This is a genomic window from Psychrobacillus sp. NPDC096623 (assembly GCF_044762655.1).
Classification (GTDB): Bacteria; Bacillota; Bacilli; order Bacillales_A; family Planococcaceae; genus Psychrobacillus.
Genome location: NZ_JBIWER010000002.1, coordinates 866,420 through 881,584, shown reverse-complemented (window position 1 = coordinate 881,584; position 15,165 = coordinate 866,420). Strand labels below are relative to the sequence as shown.

The 15,165-nt window shown below is 33.3% G+C and carries 20 protein-coding genes and 2 pseudogenes; 21 read left to right on the top strand and 1 reads right to left on the bottom strand.

Going from position 1 to position 15,165, the window contains the following annotated elements; translation table 11 throughout:
• Positions 1–89 precede the first annotated feature (89 nt).
• The 6 genes from ACIQX2_RS09110 (at position 90) to ACIQX2_RS09085 (ending at position 3,313) form a co-directional block, all read left to right on the top strand.
• A complete protein-coding gene (locus tag ACIQX2_RS09110; protein WP_402848885.1) occupies positions 90–326 on the top strand; it encodes a cold shock domain-containing protein in 237 nt (78 codons plus the stop codon).
• Positions 327–452: 126 nt separating this feature from the next.
• Complete coding sequence (locus ACIQX2_RS09105; protein ID WP_402848882.1) at positions 453–929, top strand: GNAT family N-acetyltransferase; 477 nt, start codon at positions 453–455, stop codon at positions 927–929.
• A gap of 534 nt (positions 930–1,463) precedes the next feature.
• The gene (locus tag ACIQX2_RS09100) at positions 1,464–1,850 is read left to right on the top strand and encodes a group-specific protein (protein WP_402848879.1); all 387 of its coding nucleotides are present in this window, start codon (positions 1,464–1,466) and stop codon (positions 1,848–1,850) included.
• 16 nt (positions 1,851–1,866) lie between these two features.
• Entirely contained in the window at positions 1,867–2,382 is a 516-nt protein-coding gene (locus tag ACIQX2_RS09095) for an RNA polymerase sigma factor (RefSeq protein ID WP_402849182.1), read from the top strand.
• The gene (locus ACIQX2_RS09090; protein WP_402848877.1) at positions 2,363–2,608 is read left to right on the top strand and encodes a hypothetical protein; all 246 of its coding nucleotides are present in this window, start codon (positions 2,363–2,365) and stop codon (positions 2,606–2,608) included. The genes ACIQX2_RS09095 and ACIQX2_RS09090 overlap by 20 nt, the downstream gene beginning before the upstream one ends.
• Before the next feature lie 354 nt (positions 2,609–2,962).
• Complete coding sequence (locus ACIQX2_RS09085) at positions 2,963–3,313, top strand: VOC family protein (protein ID WP_402848875.1); 351 nt, start codon at positions 2,963–2,965, stop codon at positions 3,311–3,313.
• Positions 3,314–3,769: 456 nt separating this feature from the next.
• Here the strand turns inward: ACIQX2_RS09085 and ACIQX2_RS09080 are convergent, their stop codons facing one another.
• Positions 3,770–4,546, bottom strand: coding sequence for a hypothetical protein (locus ACIQX2_RS09080; protein WP_402848872.1), 777 nt, complete (start codon positions 4,544–4,546; stop codon positions 3,770–3,772).
• Between the two features lie 561 nt (positions 4,547–5,107).
• Between ACIQX2_RS09080 and ACIQX2_RS09075 the strand changes: the two genes are divergently transcribed.
• The 15 genes and pseudogenes from ACIQX2_RS09075 to ACIQX2_RS09005 all read left to right on the top strand — a co-directional run bounded on the left by ACIQX2_RS09075 (position 5,108) and on the right by ACIQX2_RS09005 (position 15,001).
• On the top strand, positions 5,108–5,737 hold the full coding sequence (locus ACIQX2_RS09075; RefSeq protein WP_402848869.1) for a LysE family transporter: 630 nt from the start codon (positions 5,108–5,110) through the stop codon (positions 5,735–5,737).
• A 133-nt stretch (positions 5,738–5,870) separates the two neighbouring features.
• A complete protein-coding gene (locus ACIQX2_RS09070; protein WP_402848866.1) occupies positions 5,871–6,620 on the top strand; it encodes an aminoglycoside phosphotransferase family protein in 750 nt (249 codons plus the stop codon).
• Between the two features lie 180 nt (positions 6,621–6,800).
• A pseudogene (locus tag ACIQX2_RS09065) lies at positions 6,801–6,980 on the top strand (Rrf2 family transcriptional regulator); the annotation flags it as partial.
• Between the two features lie 284 nt (positions 6,981–7,264).
• Positions 7,265–8,164, top strand: a complete 900-nt coding sequence (locus ACIQX2_RS09060) for a PhzF family phenazine biosynthesis isomerase (RefSeq protein WP_402848863.1) — start codon at positions 7,265–7,267, stop codon at positions 8,162–8,164.
• A gap of 135 nt (positions 8,165–8,299) precedes the next feature.
• Complete coding sequence (locus tag ACIQX2_RS09055) at positions 8,300–8,497, top strand: hypothetical protein (RefSeq protein WP_402848860.1); 198 nt, start codon at positions 8,300–8,302, stop codon at positions 8,495–8,497.
• Positions 8,498–8,806: 309 nt separating this feature from the next.
• Positions 8,807–9,697 carry a S16 family serine protease gene (locus ACIQX2_RS09050; RefSeq protein ID WP_402848858.1) on the top strand — a complete coding sequence of 297 codons (891 nt, stop codon included), beginning with the start codon at positions 8,807–8,809 and terminating at the stop codon, positions 9,695–9,697.
• Between the two features lie 197 nt (positions 9,698–9,894).
• Entirely contained in the window at positions 9,895–10,167 is a 273-nt protein-coding gene (locus tag ACIQX2_RS09045) for a hypothetical protein (protein ID WP_402848855.1), read from the top strand.
• Between the two features lie 322 nt (positions 10,168–10,489).
• Positions 10,490–10,750, top strand: a complete 261-nt coding sequence (locus ACIQX2_RS09040; protein WP_402848852.1) for a hypothetical protein — start codon at positions 10,490–10,492, stop codon at positions 10,748–10,750.
• Positions 10,751–10,905: 155 nt separating this feature from the next.
• Positions 10,906–11,436 carry a GNAT family N-acetyltransferase gene (locus tag ACIQX2_RS09035; RefSeq protein ID WP_402848850.1) on the top strand — a complete coding sequence of 177 codons (531 nt, stop codon included), beginning with the start codon at positions 10,906–10,908 and terminating at the stop codon, positions 11,434–11,436.
• A gap of 607 nt (positions 11,437–12,043) precedes the next feature.
• Positions 12,044–12,493, top strand: coding sequence for a DUF4362 domain-containing protein (locus tag ACIQX2_RS09030; RefSeq protein ID WP_402848847.1), 450 nt, complete (start codon positions 12,044–12,046; stop codon positions 12,491–12,493).
• Between the two features lie 370 nt (positions 12,494–12,863).
• Positions 12,864–13,112, top strand: a complete 249-nt coding sequence (locus ACIQX2_RS09025) for a hypothetical protein (protein WP_402848844.1) — start codon at positions 12,864–12,866, stop codon at positions 13,110–13,112.
• Positions 13,113–13,313: 201 nt separating this feature from the next.
• Entirely contained in the window at positions 13,314–14,063 is a 750-nt protein-coding gene (locus ACIQX2_RS09020) for a hypothetical protein (protein WP_402848841.1), read from the top strand.
• Between the two features lie 183 nt (positions 14,064–14,246).
• Positions 14,247–14,483 (top strand): hypothetical protein, encoded by a 237-nt coding sequence (locus ACIQX2_RS09015; protein WP_402848839.1) that lies wholly within the window; start codon positions 14,247–14,249, stop codon positions 14,481–14,483.
• A 138-nt stretch (positions 14,484–14,621) separates the two neighbouring features.
• Positions 14,622–14,813 (top strand): annotated as a pseudogene (locus ACIQX2_RS09010) (GNAT family N-acetyltransferase); the annotation flags it as partial.
• Positions 14,807–15,001, top strand: coding sequence for a hypothetical protein (locus tag ACIQX2_RS09005; RefSeq protein ID WP_402848836.1), 195 nt, complete (start codon positions 14,807–14,809; stop codon positions 14,999–15,001). The pseudogene ACIQX2_RS09010 and the gene ACIQX2_RS09005, both read left to right, overlap by 7 nt.
• Positions 15,002–15,165: the final 164 nt, after the last annotated feature.

The following is a 15,165-nucleotide window of genomic DNA, read 5'->3' as shown; positions in this document are numbered from 1 at the left end:
ATGCATTGTGAAATGTTACACTTAAACTAACGAAGCAGGTAGTTGAAGAACATAATGTTTTCAACTTATGAAAAATTGGGAGCTTTATAATGATATATAACATTAAAGGAATATGTAAAATTTATCATGAAGATGAGGGGTGGGGCTGGATTTCAATTGATGGAGAGGATGACGTGTGGGTACATTTCAGTAGTATTCAAATGGATGGGTTTAAATCACTTACCAAAGGTGAGGCAGTATTGTTTGACCTTGAAGAAAACTCAAATTTAAAAGAACAATCACGTCGAGCTGTAAATGTTAAGAAACTCGTAAATAAGTTCAACTAACAGGTGCTTTAGTTAAACAAGTGGCTGCCTGTAAGGGTAGCTTTTTTCTTATAGAATTAACGGGGCAGATTAGTTGAAGAATATATTAGAATATACTTATCCTAATAATGGAAGGAATAATAGAGTGTGAAGATTATAAAGTATAATGAAACCGATACTGAAGGAATTGTTTCTTTGTTTTATGAAACGGTTCATTCAGTAAACTCGAAAGACTATTCCCAATCAGAATTGAATGCTTGGGCACCAAGAGACGAACAAGAATCTAAAATGATGTCTTGGAAGGAATCATTGGGTCAAAATATAACATTTGTTGCTATAGTTAATGATAAAGTAGTTGGTTTTAGCGATTTAACGCATAATGGTCACTTAGATAGACTATATGTTCATAAAGATTATCAAGGCCAGGGTATAGCCACAGCTTTAATTGATATGCTCGAATCTGAGGCTAAGAAATTGAATCTCTTAGAAATTGATACGGAGGCAAGTATTACAGCTAAGCCGTTTTTTGAACATCGGGGCTACAAAATTGTTTGTTCACAAACCGTGGAACGTAGAGGTGTCAATTTGTCTAATTTTAAAATGATAAAAAAAATAAAATTATAATTTCGTTATTCAACTAACGGGTGCTTTATTTCAACAAGACCATTATTACGATGGTCTATTTTAAGTCCAAAACATTAAGTTGATCTCAGATATGCATTGTGAAATGTTACACTTAAACTAAAGGGGCAGGTTAGTTCAATAAGAAAAATGGTGTTTTGATAATTTTAAATGGAAAGTTTATTTTAAATTAGAACAGCTATTCGTTTCAAACGTATTAAATTAAAGCAGTAGGTTAGTCGAATTCTTCGATTAAAGCACCCGATTGCTGAAAATCTTAATATAAAAAAATCAACACTTCACATCTATTTCTATTGAATCACACCTTATCGTACAACTAAACTATTTGTTATGAAAGCTAGTTTCATAATCATCTTTCATTAACCAACTTTGACAAGCTAAACCTATATCGAGATAATTCTCTTTTTTAACGTCCAATTCAATACTTTTATTTGAATAAGGAAAGACAAAAAACTCTTTTACATTTTAAATGAACTTTTTTGTCTTCTCATTTGTATAGTTAATAAAGAAGGTAGAATGGGGATGTTACAAATGGGTACTGGTTGGATTGTTTCTCTTATCGTTGGAGGTATTTTAATGGTTTTAATTTTAGCGATTGCTATTCCAATGGATCGCAAATATGTTGTCCGTGAAAATCGTAAAATCAATTATAAGAAAACAAAAATATATTTAAGATGGAACGTTTTCGATACACTTACACTTGGTCTAGCCGTATATTCCATTATTTGTGTTCAGGCTCTTAACTTTTTAGTCTCAAGTGGTGAAACAGTTGAAAATGTTTTTGTGCAATTTTTTACAAACCAAGCACAAGTATGGACACTTGTATCAATTATTTATTTAGTTTGTAGAGTCTCTATGACGTTGAAAGCTATCAAGGAACGCTGGGGCGATGAGATTGAGTGAACGTGAAGATGAATTAATGATCGCTTATCAAAATGGTGATAACGAAGCGTTAGAAATTATTTACACTCTATTAAAACAATCTCTTTATTCATTTATTTTCCGTTATTCAAGAGATGAGCAATTAAGCATTGATATTGTTCAAGACACATTTATTAAACTACAACGTTATAAGTACGATTACAATCCAAGTAAAGGAAAACTAAAATCATATCTTTTTCAAATTGCATATCGATTGATGATAACAAAATTAAATCGTCGCAGGTTATGGAGCAACCTTTTGCCCTTTCTTACTCCGATACAGACCGAAGAATTTCATCAATTAGACAGAATGACCATTCGGGAAGCCGTTGCAAAGCTCCCTGAAATACAGCGTGCCGTTGTAATACTTTTCTACTATCACGATTTGCCACAAGAGGAAATAGCAAAAATCCTTGGAATTCCGAAAGGGACAGTTAAATCAAGATTACACATAGCAATCAAAAAATTAAAAGAAGAAATGGAGAGAGATGAATATGAGTCAGGATCCCTTTAATAAGGAACATCATCTGTGTACGAAGTTGGATGAATATCACATAGATATACCGGATTTCCCAATGAAATCTAATAGATGGGAACGAATCATCAATCTTCTAGCTTCACCTGCAAAAGACCCACTTGATCCACTAATTTCAACAACTGATGGGTTAATTCTGTTAAAAATTGCACCAATAATAGGAACTGCTGCTCTCGCATTAATACAAGCTTTAATTTTTCTATAAGGGATAACGCTAGGAATCGCGAATATAAAACGTTTTATTAAGTGAGCAAGTGATAATAAAGGATTAAACGAGTAAATGACTGAAACTCTTAAACTACACGATACTTTCTTCTTCAACTGACGGGTGCTTTACTTCAAGAAGGAGTAAAGCCTTTTTTTTATTGTACTAAAGGGGCAGTTTAGTTTAATAAGAAAAATTGATTTATGATTATTTCAAATGGAAATTTATTTAAATTTGGAACCTCTATTTGTTATAAACTAAAGTAAAGGGGCAGTTTAGTTTAATAAGAAGGAGAATATATAAATTGTAGCGAATAAATCTTGTATATTCGAAGTTGATTTTTGGAGGTAGTTTATGAATCCTATATTAAATAAAATCGGAACAGTTTTTATTCCTGTAAGTAATATTGAAGAAGCACGTAATTGGTATAGTGACATATTAGGGTTACCAGTAGATGGTGAGGTTTTATATGGTCATTTATATATAGTGCCTATGAATGGACCAGAAATTGTATTAGATAGCAAAATCTATTCAGAGGATAATATCTTCAAAACTCCACCTTTTCATTTAAACACTGATAATATAGAACAAGCATATGAGTATATGAGAGGTAAAAATGTCGAATTAACAACAGAAATTAAGCATAACCATTGGTTTAATTTTAAAGATCCTTATGGGAACCAATTGATGGTGTGCAAGTGTTGAACCTTGTTCAACTAACGGGTGCTTTACTTCAAGAAGGAGTGAAACACTTTTCTTATTGAACTAACGGGGCAGGTTAGTTGAGTAAAAAATGAATTGGAGGTCTAACAGATATGAAACGAGAGGGAATTGGGGGCAGTTTAGTATAATTAGAGGAAATACTTCAGCGGTGAAGAATGTATTAGAAAGCATTCCTTAATGCACTGGACTTCATTATTAGATACAAAACAAACAATGGAAGCCCAGTACAACGTGGTGAGTTTTTTTGTAAACAGCCTAGTCTTAATTTGTTTAACGGACTTTCGAGGTATAACTAATAATCCAAATTTCCTGATAGAGAAATTTGTCTCTTTTTGAGAGGTTAACTCTGTTTTTGATCTATTCTGCTTATACAAAACAAGTAATGGCAGAAATGGGAAATAGATAGCTATTTTTATATGATAAGATTAAACTCCTTTGTTATCGGCAGGATATTTTGGCTAAACGTCGTATTTCATCGCTTAGTTCTCGATTAACTGGATACACTTCTTCTATGAAGCTTAAAATACGAAGTGCAGATTCAGGTACATGATCATATCCCTGTATCATGTCTGCAATCATTTCCGCGAAACGAGGGTATCTTTTTTCCATGCGCCTCTCGTTTCCGAAAGGATCGGGAAAGTAATCTACCTCTTGCTCTATCAAATGAAGTACGGATAAAATCCTGTCCACAGCATAACCTTGTACGAACCTCGTCGCTGATAGGCGTTCTCCCCTGGCAAAGCGGCCGAGTCCCACATAGAGATTAGTTAAAGCTTCGTTCAAAGGATGGTCTAAGGAGTCTTTTTTGGGGCTAGGTATCGGGTTGGAAGGTTTTGAAATTCCCGTATTGTTGTAGGAGGGATCCTTCCAAACGACTCTCCCTTCCGTATAAGAACCATTAATCAACTCCGATTCCTCAAATACCGCATATTCACCAAAAATACCGTCTTCGAACAAAATTTTATAGCCAATCTCCGAATTCTTAAAAGAATAAGCTAAAGGGTGAACTTCTTCTAACCAATCCAAATGGTCGATATATCTGCTTTTCTGGTCATGCCTTACAATGACAAAGAAATCCAAATCTGAATAGTCGTCCAGCCGAGCAGTCTCGATTCCAACGGAACCGACACCTAACAATAATAGTGCACCCCCTCTTCTTTCGAGTGATTTGCCGATCTCGTCCAGCCGATGCAACAGCATTTCTGTTCTTAACATTAAAAGTCCTCCTTTAGGTTTAAGAATGCAAAAAGGGTCCAACCTACTTTTCAGCGAGGTTGAACCCAAAGGTTACATTGCCTTTATTTTCCTAATGTGATTTTACCATGAATCTTAATTTCTTTCTACCGAAAATGATTTATTTAATTTACGGTAATGTTCAAAGTACAATACAGGGGGACATATACACAAAAAGATGAAAGCAAAAGAAAACTCGATATCGGAAGTTGAGAAGGATAAATTTAATATCACGTCTTTCACGTAAAATGTTGTATTAATTATGATACTGTTTTTATAAAGATGTGTTTTTATTAGTGGCTAAGAGACAGAACTTTTATCCAGAAGAAATTAATAGCGGGGTTATTCAATTAAAGTTAACGGGTTAATACTGATACCTATGTATTTATGATAGATTGTGAAACCTTTCACTTAAACTAAGGGGTGCTTTCGTTCAATAGGAGTAGAAGAAGTTGTTGCATAAAATAAATTTTTTTATGTATAATTATTCATATAAACGGACGTAAGAAATTATCCATCTTTACTTATGAGAGAAGTGGTTATGTGAGTTTGTATTTTGCTTATGTAATGGTAGGGCTTACCATTGCAATGCCTGTAGGGGCGATTACTGTCGAAATGACAAAACAAGGATTGAAAAATGGATTTATACATGGATGGGCAGTAGGGTTAGGTGGTATGACAATTGATATTGCGCTAATCATTTTGCTATCAACAGGACTTGCTTCTATCTTGGCGTTACCTATTATTCAAATTCCAATGTGGCTTATCGGAGCTATGTTTTTATTGTATTTAGGTTACGATTCAATAAAAAATGCTGATAAAGACATCACTTTATCGGGAGAAAAAGTAACAAAGTCTTTTTTTAGCTCTTATAGGAATGGTCTTCTTGTGGCTGTATCTCCAGGTAATCTTGTTTTTTGGGTGAATGTATTTGGAGTAGTACTTGCAAAAAATTATGCAAGCGAAGAAAGTCATTTTTTCATTATTGCATTAGGGATTTTATGTGGAATATTGCTACATGATATTGGATTACTAACAGTTATATCCATTACAAGAAAAGCATTAAATCGGAATATGATTAAATGGTTAACAATAGTATCGGGGATTCTATTAATTGGTTTTGCAGGATATTTTGTTTATGAGTTTATTCTAAGTGTGAAGTTATATATATAATATATTTTGTGAAAGTGATTGTTAATGACAACCACTTTTCCCCTAACGGGTGCTTTACTTCAAGAAGGGGTAAAGCCTTTTTTCTTGTTGAACTAAAGCAGCAGGTTAATTTTAAATGTAGGGAGAGAACCCAATGATTTTAGGTAATCCAATAGCAACAGGAAATACTGCAAAAATTTATCTATCCGATAACAAAATAGTAAAAGTCTATAATGATTTTTTGCCAGATACGGAATCCATAAATGAAGCAAAAAAACAAAAATTTGCCTATTCATGTGGACTTTCTGTACCAAAGATTTTAGAGGTTACCAAGATAAACGGAGAACAAGCAATCATAATGGAGTATGTTAAGGGAGAAACATTAGGAGATTTAATGTTGAAAGATAAAGAACAAGCAGAATATTACTTGAATGTTTCAGTCGATATGCAATTTGAAATTCATAGTAAAATTCCAGATGCAATCGAACCAATGTATGATAAATTATACCGTCAAATTGAGACTGTGAATAAATTAGATAAAAGACAAAAATCTTATTTGTTAAAGAGATTGGAATCATTTACATACGAGAATAGGCTCTGTCATGGTGACTTTCATTTATTTAATTTGATTATGACAGATAACCGAGTGGTAGTTATCGATTGGGTTGATTCGAGTGCAGGAGATATTCGTGCTGATATATATCGGACCTATCTTTTATACTCCCAATTTTCGTCTGAATTAGCTGATATGTATTTGCGACTTTATTGTGAAAGGAGTGGACTTTTAAGGTCTGAAGTTTTTCAATGGGCTCCAATCATTGCTGGAGCAAGATTATCTGAAAGTGTCTCATCGGAGAATTCAGAACGACTTATGAAAATCATAAATCATTACTTTCCATTATAGTATGACAACACTATGTGCTTAATTTCACTTAAACTAATTGGTGCCTTACTTTAAGAAGGAATGAAGTTTTTTATTATTGAATTAACGCTGTTGGTTATTCAAAAGAAGGTGGAATTTAAATAATTATTCGTACATTCTTTGGAATTTCAGGGCTAGTTATGGGGTTTAGGCACCTAAACCAGTAATCCCACTTGTACAATTAATTTAGTAATGCTTGAGGCGGAACAACAAATGCGGGGATTTATAAATAATAAGACATTTGCATGGTTAAATGTGGAACTTGAACAAGTATTACCTAATAGAATAAGAGAAGGTTCTCGTGATTACTTTAGAAATAAAAACTCAGATTTGGGGCGTTGATCCAAGACGGATTAATGCCCTTTTTTTAGTTGAAGTTCTTGAACTGACAGGGGCGATAGCAAAGAAGAATTAAGTGATTTTTGGGTTAAGACTTATTAAGTTACTCAATTAAAGAGTGCGATTGTGGAATACGCGTCCCATTTCTTATTTCACTTACGGGTGCTTTACTTCAAGAAGGAGTAATGCCTTTTATTGAACTAATGAAGCAGTTTAGTTGAACAAGAAATTAGTAATGAATGGTAAAATGTAAGGAGTTCTAAAATATCCAATTGGAGGTATGAGTTGTGAAGTCGATAAAGGTTTATCATTATGATGCGTTTAGTAAAGAACCTAATCAGGGAAATCCTGCGGGAGTAGTGTTAAATGGTGATGAATTGACTGATGCAGAAATGCAAGAAATTGCTTTCAGAGTAGGCTTTAATGAGACTGCTTTTCCAGTTAAATCGGATGTAGCTGACCTTAGAATACGATTTTTTACACCAGGGCATGAAATGAATTTATGTGGGCATGCAACAATGTCAACTGTTTATGCTTTAAAAAGTAAAGGATTATTGGGAGATAAAACAAAGTTAACAATTGAAACAAACGCTGGCATTCTACCGATTAAAATTAATACTTCAGTTGATAGTGAAATATTTATAACAATGAAACAGGCTTCTCCTCAATTCAAGGAATTTAAAGGTTCAAAAGAAGATTTAGCCAAATCAATAGGACTAAAAGAATCAGACCTACATGCTGGTTTACCGATACTCTATGGAAGTACAGGTATTTGGACGCTTATAATACCGATAAAACAACTGGGTGCTTTTAAAAAAATGGAACCAAATAATAAGCAGTTTCCTGAAATTTTAAAGGAAATGCCTGAATCATCTATTCATCCTTTCTGTTTGGATACCTATGATTCTAATGCAGATATGCATGCTCGACACTTCTCTTCACCATATTCAGGTACTATTGAAGACGCAGTTACAGGTACAGCTTCAGGGGTAATGGGTGCATTTTATGCTAAATACATAAATAACAATTTTAAAGAACCGTTAAATCTAATAGTTGAACAAGGTCACGAAATTAAAAAAGATGGTCGGGTCATGGTACAAGTTTCTAAGAATGAAGAGAATTATGATATAGAGATTACTGGAAATGCCGTCTGTGTTAAAGAATTCGATGTTTTATTAGAAACTTAATAGTTTGTGAAAAAATGTACTTAAACTAACGGGTGCCTTAGCTAAACAAGTGGCTGCCTGTAAGGGCAGCTTTTTCTTGTTAAACTAACCGTGCAGGTTAGTTCAATTAAATATTAGAATTTTAGGGGTGATTTTATGGATAATCTTAATATGCTTATTGTAATATTTGTTGTAGTATCCATTGGTGGATTATTAGCTCTTTATGGGGTTATAGAAGCAGCAGTCAAAAATGGTATTAACAGTTCAATAATTGGGCAATTTCTTGAAAAAAAGAATGGAACTGAAGAAGACAAAAAATCTTTTCTAAATGATGATTTAGATAACAGCGATTAAAGTCGCTCTTCAACTAACGGGTGCTTTACTTCAAGAAGGAGTAAAGCTTTTTTCTTATGATCAAGCAGCAGTTTAGTTGAAGAAGGAAAATAAAAGATAAGGCTTAGTTCAGATGAACTGAGCCTTTTTACTACCTAAAATCTAAACTTTACAGTGCCTTTTTTCACTACTGATTTATATTGAGACATTGATAGAATTGTTAAAGGTAAATAACTTGAAACCTCTTTTTCATTTAGAACGTAAACTACATTAAGAATAATTGCTTAGAAATACTTCCCAGTTACCCAATTTAAGAGAGGGCTGATAAACATGCAAAATGCAAAACGTTTTTCTACTAGCTTACATTTCTCTTTAACACTGCTTTTTTACCTTCTATTTCTTTTCTTATATCTTCAAGATGTTATTGATGAAATTTCATATTTAGCTATCTTGCTGATTAGCTTGCTGATATTGTCATTCTCTATCGTGGTATTCCGAAAGAAACATAGGATAAAACGAAAAATGACTATCTCGCTATCCATCCTTTTGCTGTTATTTTGCTATGAGCTGCCTCTTATAGGGTTCGCTTCACAAACACATATAGCAGACATTTACTTTGAACCTAGGGAGACAGTAGAACGCTCAGGAATTTTTATTATCAGTATTGAAATTGAAACATTAAATAATATGGAAAGTAAAAAGGCGGTTCAGGAGCAATTAACCAAAGAGCATAAAGATGTTTTAACTATTATCGGATTAACCAATCCAATGAGTTATCAAAATAAGAATAGGACTCTGCTAAGTTGGTTGGGGCTAAAATCGCCAAAAGAGATGATGAGAGAGGATTTAAGAGAATATTTCGGGAAAGAAGAGCAAAGACTTACCGATTACTTTAATCACGATCAAGCGATAGGAAATAGTGCAGGGCTTGCCTTATTACTAACTGAATTGATGATAAATGGAACCTTTCAAAATCACTTACCAATTGCTGTTACTGGAGCCATAAATGGAAAAGGAGAAGTAACAGCTGTGGGCGGCATCAAGGAAAAAATACAAATCGCAGAAAAATCAGGTTTTCATTTCATGATCATCCCAAGTGAAAATAGCAAAGAAGCAGAGACTTTTCAAAAAGAACTTAATACAAATATCCGAATTTTTGATGTAAATCATGTAGATGAAGCTGTTGAACAAATTAATTATCTGAACGAAAAATATAAATAATACACTTTTTGTTTGTATTTAACTTAAAAACAGAAAAATCTTTGAAGGTAATTCAGACTATTTTCTACTAACGGGTGCTTTACTTCAAGAAGGGGTGGCACTTATTTCTTATTGAACTAAAGGGGCAGGTTAGTTTAATAAGACATTGGATATTTATGGTAAAATATAGAAGGTAAAACTAAGGGGCGGAAAGTTGAATGAATAAGAATTTACAGGCATTTTCGATTATCTTTTTAGGTGTAAGTATTGTTATTAGTTCTTGGTTCATTTCTGAGGCTTTGAAGACTAATAATAATGAGTCTGTTGAAAGTCAAAATGAGAAAGTACAAAACGAAAACCGTTACGAACATATTATGATAGCTACTGACTATTTTAGAATTTTTGATAAACAAACGGGCGATTACTGGGAACAAATTGGTGGCGGAGAATGGAAGAAAAATACATCTATATTGAACCCTAATAATCAGTAATTACATCACTAACGGGTGCTTTACTTCAAGAAGGAGTAAAGCCTTTTTACTGAAGTAATACAGCAGGTTAGGATAACAAAGTTATTGTACTAAAAGGGGGAGAATGGTTGATTAAAGGGAGGCTATAACTTTTTTCTTTGCAACAATTTTGTCGATTACTTTCATCTTAGTTTTTATTTTTGGTGAATGGGAAAGACCATTTGAATTGATACCTATGATTGGGATTTATAGCCTACTATTTTCACCGATTATATTAATTTACGGTGTTCCTGTAACTTTTTTATCTGATTATTTAACCAAACGATTCAGAGGAATTAAAAGAATGACTTTAGCGCTACTAATTCATTTGTTTTTTGGTATGTCTTTTGCATTTGTCTATGGCATAATCTTTGAATCAAGTGATTTCTTTTCAAACTTTAATAACTATTGGGTAGGAGAAGGGGAACTAAATTTTATCGCTGGAATTATGACTTCATTTTTCTTTTGGACGGTGGATGAAGTCATGAGACGTATCCGACCAAAAGAAAAATTTTTTCTTATTGAACTAACGGGTGCACGGGTGCTTTACTTCAAGAAGGGGTAAAGTCCTTTTTCTTTTTGAACTAAAGATGCAATTAGGAGTAAAGCCTTTTTCTTGTTGAACTTAAAGTGGAAGGCTAGTTAAACAACTCATTAGGAATTATGAATTAATGAAACGAATTATATAAACAACTTTTTATAATGGGAGGGAGAATTATTATGTTGTTTCATAATGGGAAATTAAAAGTGCGAAAATTAGAAAAAGAAGATAATGTCCTGTTAGCAAAATGGCTCTCAGACCCTTTGGTTCTTGAATTCTATGAAGGTAGAGATAATCCTTTTGATTTAGAAAAAGTGAATGAAGTTTTTTTTGCTGCTGAAGATGAAGAAGTTAAATGTATTGTGGAATATGATGGCAACGAAATTGGCTATATTCAATTCTATCAATTAGATGATAAAACGAAAAAGGAATATGGGTATTTTACCGAAAATGTTTATGGAATGGACCAATTTATTGGTGAGATAGAGTATTGGAACAAAGGAATCGGCACATTACTTATTACATCTATGATTAAATTTTTAATCGAAGATAAAAGTGCAGACAGAATAGTTATGGACCCTCAAAAACGGAATACAAGGGCGATAAAATGTTATGAGAAATGTGGTTTTAACAAAGTAAAATTACTTCCAAGTCGAGAGCTTCACGAGGGGAAATATCAAGATTGCTGGTTAATTGAGTATCATCAATGAAATATTTATTCTCGGGTGCTTTAGTCAAATAGAGCAACCTCTATTTAGACGTTGCTTCTTTTACATTTATAGTATTTCTAATAATACTCTTTTCTTAAACTTCCATTAGGAGTATTAAAATTGATGTTGAATAAGTTAAATATGTAGAGTTAAACAAAAGGGGAGCTTTATTGTTATACAGATCACAATTGTTTTTCGTTCTGTTGGGTTTGGAATATAGTTGGATAAAAAGTGTGTATTTTTCCTAGCATTCGATTTTGGTCTCATCGTAGATGCTCCCTAGTAGTTTAATGTTAAATATAACGTCAGTCTAGTTTATATAAATGAAAATTTGATTAAAATTAGATGTGTTTTATAAATATTCTTGTAAAAAAAGTTATTTGTGCAGTAGAAAATTTGGTGTGAATAAGCCGACAATGATGTATCAATCGCACTAAAAGAAACATAGAATTACGTCAAATTTGTCTGTGAACAGTTTATGAAAACTTGCGGAAGTTAACATAAAAACCCCCTTCAGAAATGTTTTTTATGGATTGCTGTGGGATAGAATGATGGTTTAGTGCATACAGTGAAGGTGAAATATCATGGATACCATGGGAGGATTAATATGAGAAAACTTTTGTATCTATTATTGTTTCTCGGAACATGCATGCTATCCGCTTGTTCGTATGATAGCGAAACAGCGGTTAAAAACGGCGATGTCATTAATATGAATGGACCTGTTTACAATTTCCCTCGCTTTGAACTATTCTTGGATAACATTGAAGCGAAAGAAGTGGCTTCCGTACGGATTGCCAATTATACGCCGGAAGGAAATCCAACATTGTACAATTTATCTTTCGACGGATCTTTATTCGATTTGGAAATTGATCTTTCAAAAAATAAGGATCGGGGAGACAGCCCCGCCAAAGTGAACATGACCTGTTCGGCGCTGGTATCAGAGGAGGGACAGCAATTATTCACCTATACACTGGAAGGGTGTCAGCAGGATTCCAACGTTGAAAGCTTCACAATCTTAAGCGTCATGAAGGAACAACAGGAGGACCACGAGCATTGACTATTACGTAAAAACGATCGTTTCAATCGCAATAAAGGAGCCAAATGATTTGTAGGCCGTACACATTATCGGGATAAGCAAGCTCCAACCATTCGTTTTCCGTTTGCAAGATACCTTCAAATCGATAGAAAATATGTTTATATTCAACTGGAATACTTAATTGATTCTATAACTCAGATGATATTTTAGATATTCAATTAAATGGCGCGATTATTGAATAAGCTTCACTTTGGGTGCTTTAGTTAAATAAGAGGCTGCCTGTAAGGATAGCTTTTTTCTTATTGAACTAACGGGGCAGTTTAGTTGAAGAAGGAAAACTAATTATTATTTAGAATAACTATCAGTAACGACTTTATGAAGGTGGGATGTTATGTACAGGTTATTTGGACTTTTAATAATTAGTTTATCATTACTGACAGCCTCAATTATATTGCAAGTTGCTATGGCAGCAGGGCAAGAGCTTCATACTATTTCTGTTTGGCTAATTGTAATTGTTTTAATCTTGGGCATTTTATTGTTAATTCCTAAAAATAAGAGGCAAAACAATGATGAGGTATTTGTGTCAGACGAAGAAATAGAGGAAGAATTACTAAATTCTAATCATAAAAATAAAAAGTAAAACATTTTCCAGTTACACTTGTGTTGAAGAAGCGGGTAGAATTAGAGACTATTCTTCAACTAGCGTGTGCTTTAGTAGAACAAGAGGCTCCTTTAAGAGCAGCATTCTTATTGAACTTACGTCGCAGGGTCGCAGGTTAGTTGAATATGTAACATTATTATATATACTTCGTCTAATTCATAAAAAAATGGGAGAGTTTTTATGAAAGCCCGACTGAAGATCTTGTTAACTTTTTGTTTACTTATTACTTTAAGTGGTTGTAGTACAACAATGGAGAATAAAGAAAGTGAACAAAATACAGATAAATTAATTGACGAAGAACCTGAAACCATAGTCTCGAAGGAAAGCATTGAAGTTAGTGCTCTTAACAAAGAAATTACGCTCAACACTGAAAGGAATGTTTTACAGGATCCCCCTGAATATGTAGCTAAAAATAAAGGAGGACTATCAATTCAGGATTCTGAAACGGCTTATGAAATGTGTGCGAGAGTGCTTACTGACTATTATAAAGCGGTCTGGAACGGCTCGAATATTGAAATGGGTGCATTTATCGGTAACGTAAACCTTGAACAGTATACGCAAAAGAAGATTCAATACCAATTTGACTTGTACTTAACGCACAATCTTACTGATAATTTGGTGAAAAGTGTTGATGTTGGCACTTTTGAAGTGGAGTATACTGATGACGTAGCCGGGGGTTTTCTCTATTTAAAATTACCTGTGGAAATTAAAAAGACAGTAGGTAGTTATGGTGAACCCACTGAATTTCTCGTACGTAATGTAAACGGCAAGTTAGTTATTGTTGACTGGTATACGGGTACAAAAGATAGTTATGATTTCATGGTACGGGGAGAAAATCTAACAATTGGCAACCCTAATATTTGGGATGATAGTGAGTGGGCTAAAAAGGTAGATCTGAAACAAATTGAATTTTCTAGCTCAATTCAATAGTTAGTTATATACAGCTAACTTGGCAATTAACGTTTGTTTTTGAAAGCCCAATATGACTTGCACCAAAACTAATTTACCTGATTCAACTAACGGATGATTTAGTAGAACAAGGGGCACCCTTTAGAGAAGCTTTTCCACAGTGAATTAACTATCGAGGTTTATTTAATAAAAAGGAGGTCTTTTATGTATAAAAATTTATTGCTTCCACTATTATCATCATTAGGAACAATGGTATTACTTTATGTAATAGGCTTTATATTTAATATAGCTGCATTAGAGTTCAAAATGTTTCAAAATGAGCCATTAAAAGACGGTTCGATTCTTGATGCAGAAATTGCATTACTTCCAATTGCTATCGGGATAGTAGTTGGATTTAGTGTGGAACGAATCGTTAAAATAAGAAACATGAAATTGAATTAATAGGTGCTTTACTTCAATAAGGAGTAAAGCATTTTTTCTTATTGAACTAACGCAGCAGTTTAGTTAAATAAGCTATCTAATCAATATCTAAAGTAATTGTTAAAACTAGGGATTACTACATAGGAAGGGTGATGAGAAATGTTTGTTCTTGAAACGCAGAGGTTACTTTTAAGACAGTATAAAGATGAGGATATTACTCCTTTGCAAAGTATTCTTTCCGACAGTGAAACAATGAAGTTTTACCCTGCACCTTTTAGTTTTCAACAAACAAAAGACTGGATTAGTCGAAATAAAGATAGATACAAAAATGATGGCTATGGATTATGGGCTGGGTAGATGAGGATACTCTTAATATCATTAATCAAGAACCTGAATTTCCTGGGGAGGATAGAAGTGTTGAATTACAAATAGGAAAAGGAATTTATGATGAAAGTGGTGCGGCTTGTATTAGTATAATAATTAAAGATGAGTATGAAACTTGTTATGAAAGAGATAAGGATTCTTTCTTCTTACACTAACGAGTGCTTTAGTTAAAAATTCGCTTTCCAAAAAAATCAATCTTTTTATAAAAAACAAACTTAAATCTGATGGATAAGAACCCATTTTGATCAATCCTTTGTCAAAATGGGTCTTTATTATTCAGTGGAAGATGCTTATGATTAATCTTTATTTTAAAGCTACA

Excerpts from the sequence above, each read along its gene's own strand:
- ACIQX2_RS09110 (WP_402848885.1), top strand. The coding sequence starts at position 90 with ATGATATATAACATTAAAGGAATATGTAAAATTTATCATGAAGATGAG.
- ACIQX2_RS09100 (WP_402848879.1), top strand. The coding sequence starts at position 1,464 with ATGGGGATGTTACAAATGGGTACTGGTTGGATTGTTTCTCTTATCGTT.
- ACIQX2_RS09095 (WP_402849182.1), top strand. The coding sequence starts at position 1,867 with ATGATCGCTTATCAAAATGGTGATAACGAAGCGTTAGAAATTATTTAC.
- ACIQX2_RS09090 (WP_402848877.1), top strand. The coding sequence starts at position 2,363 with ATGAGTCAGGATCCCTTTAATAAGGAACATCATCTGTGTACGAAGTTG.
- ACIQX2_RS09085 (WP_402848875.1), top strand. The coding sequence starts at position 2,963 with ATGAATCCTATATTAAATAAAATCGGAACAGTTTTTATTCCTGTAAGT.
- ACIQX2_RS09080 (WP_402848872.1), bottom strand. The coding sequence starts at position 4,546 with ATGTTAAGAACAGAAATGCTGTTGCATCGGCTGGACGAGATCGGCAAA.
- ACIQX2_RS09070 (WP_402848866.1), top strand. The coding sequence starts at position 5,871 with ATGATTTTAGGTAATCCAATAGCAACAGGAAATACTGCAAAAATTTAT.
- ACIQX2_RS09055 (WP_402848860.1), top strand. The coding sequence starts at position 8,300 with ATGGATAATCTTAATATGCTTATTGTAATATTTGTTGTAGTATCCATT.
- ACIQX2_RS09050 (WP_402848858.1), top strand. The coding sequence starts at position 8,807 with ATGCAAAATGCAAAACGTTTTTCTACTAGCTTACATTTCTCTTTAACA.
- ACIQX2_RS09045 (WP_402848855.1), top strand. The coding sequence starts at position 9,895 with ATGAATAAGAATTTACAGGCATTTTCGATTATCTTTTTAGGTGTAAGT.
- ACIQX2_RS09040 (WP_402848852.1), top strand. The coding sequence starts at position 10,490 with ATGACTTTAGCGCTACTAATTCATTTGTTTTTTGGTATGTCTTTTGCA.
- ACIQX2_RS09035 (WP_402848850.1), top strand. The coding sequence starts at position 10,906 with ATGTTGTTTCATAATGGGAAATTAAAAGTGCGAAAATTAGAAAAAGAA.
- ACIQX2_RS09030 (WP_402848847.1), top strand. The coding sequence starts at position 12,044 with ATGAGAAAACTTTTGTATCTATTATTGTTTCTCGGAACATGCATGCTA.
- ACIQX2_RS09025 (WP_402848844.1), top strand. The coding sequence starts at position 12,864 with ATGTACAGGTTATTTGGACTTTTAATAATTAGTTTATCATTACTGACA.
- ACIQX2_RS09020 (WP_402848841.1), top strand. The coding sequence starts at position 13,314 with ATGAAAGCCCGACTGAAGATCTTGTTAACTTTTTGTTTACTTATTACT.
- ACIQX2_RS09015 (WP_402848839.1), top strand. The coding sequence starts at position 14,247 with ATGTATAAAAATTTATTGCTTCCACTATTATCATCATTAGGAACAATG.
- ACIQX2_RS09005 (WP_402848836.1), top strand. The coding sequence starts at position 14,807 with ATGGGCTGGGTAGATGAGGATACTCTTAATATCATTAATCAAGAACCT.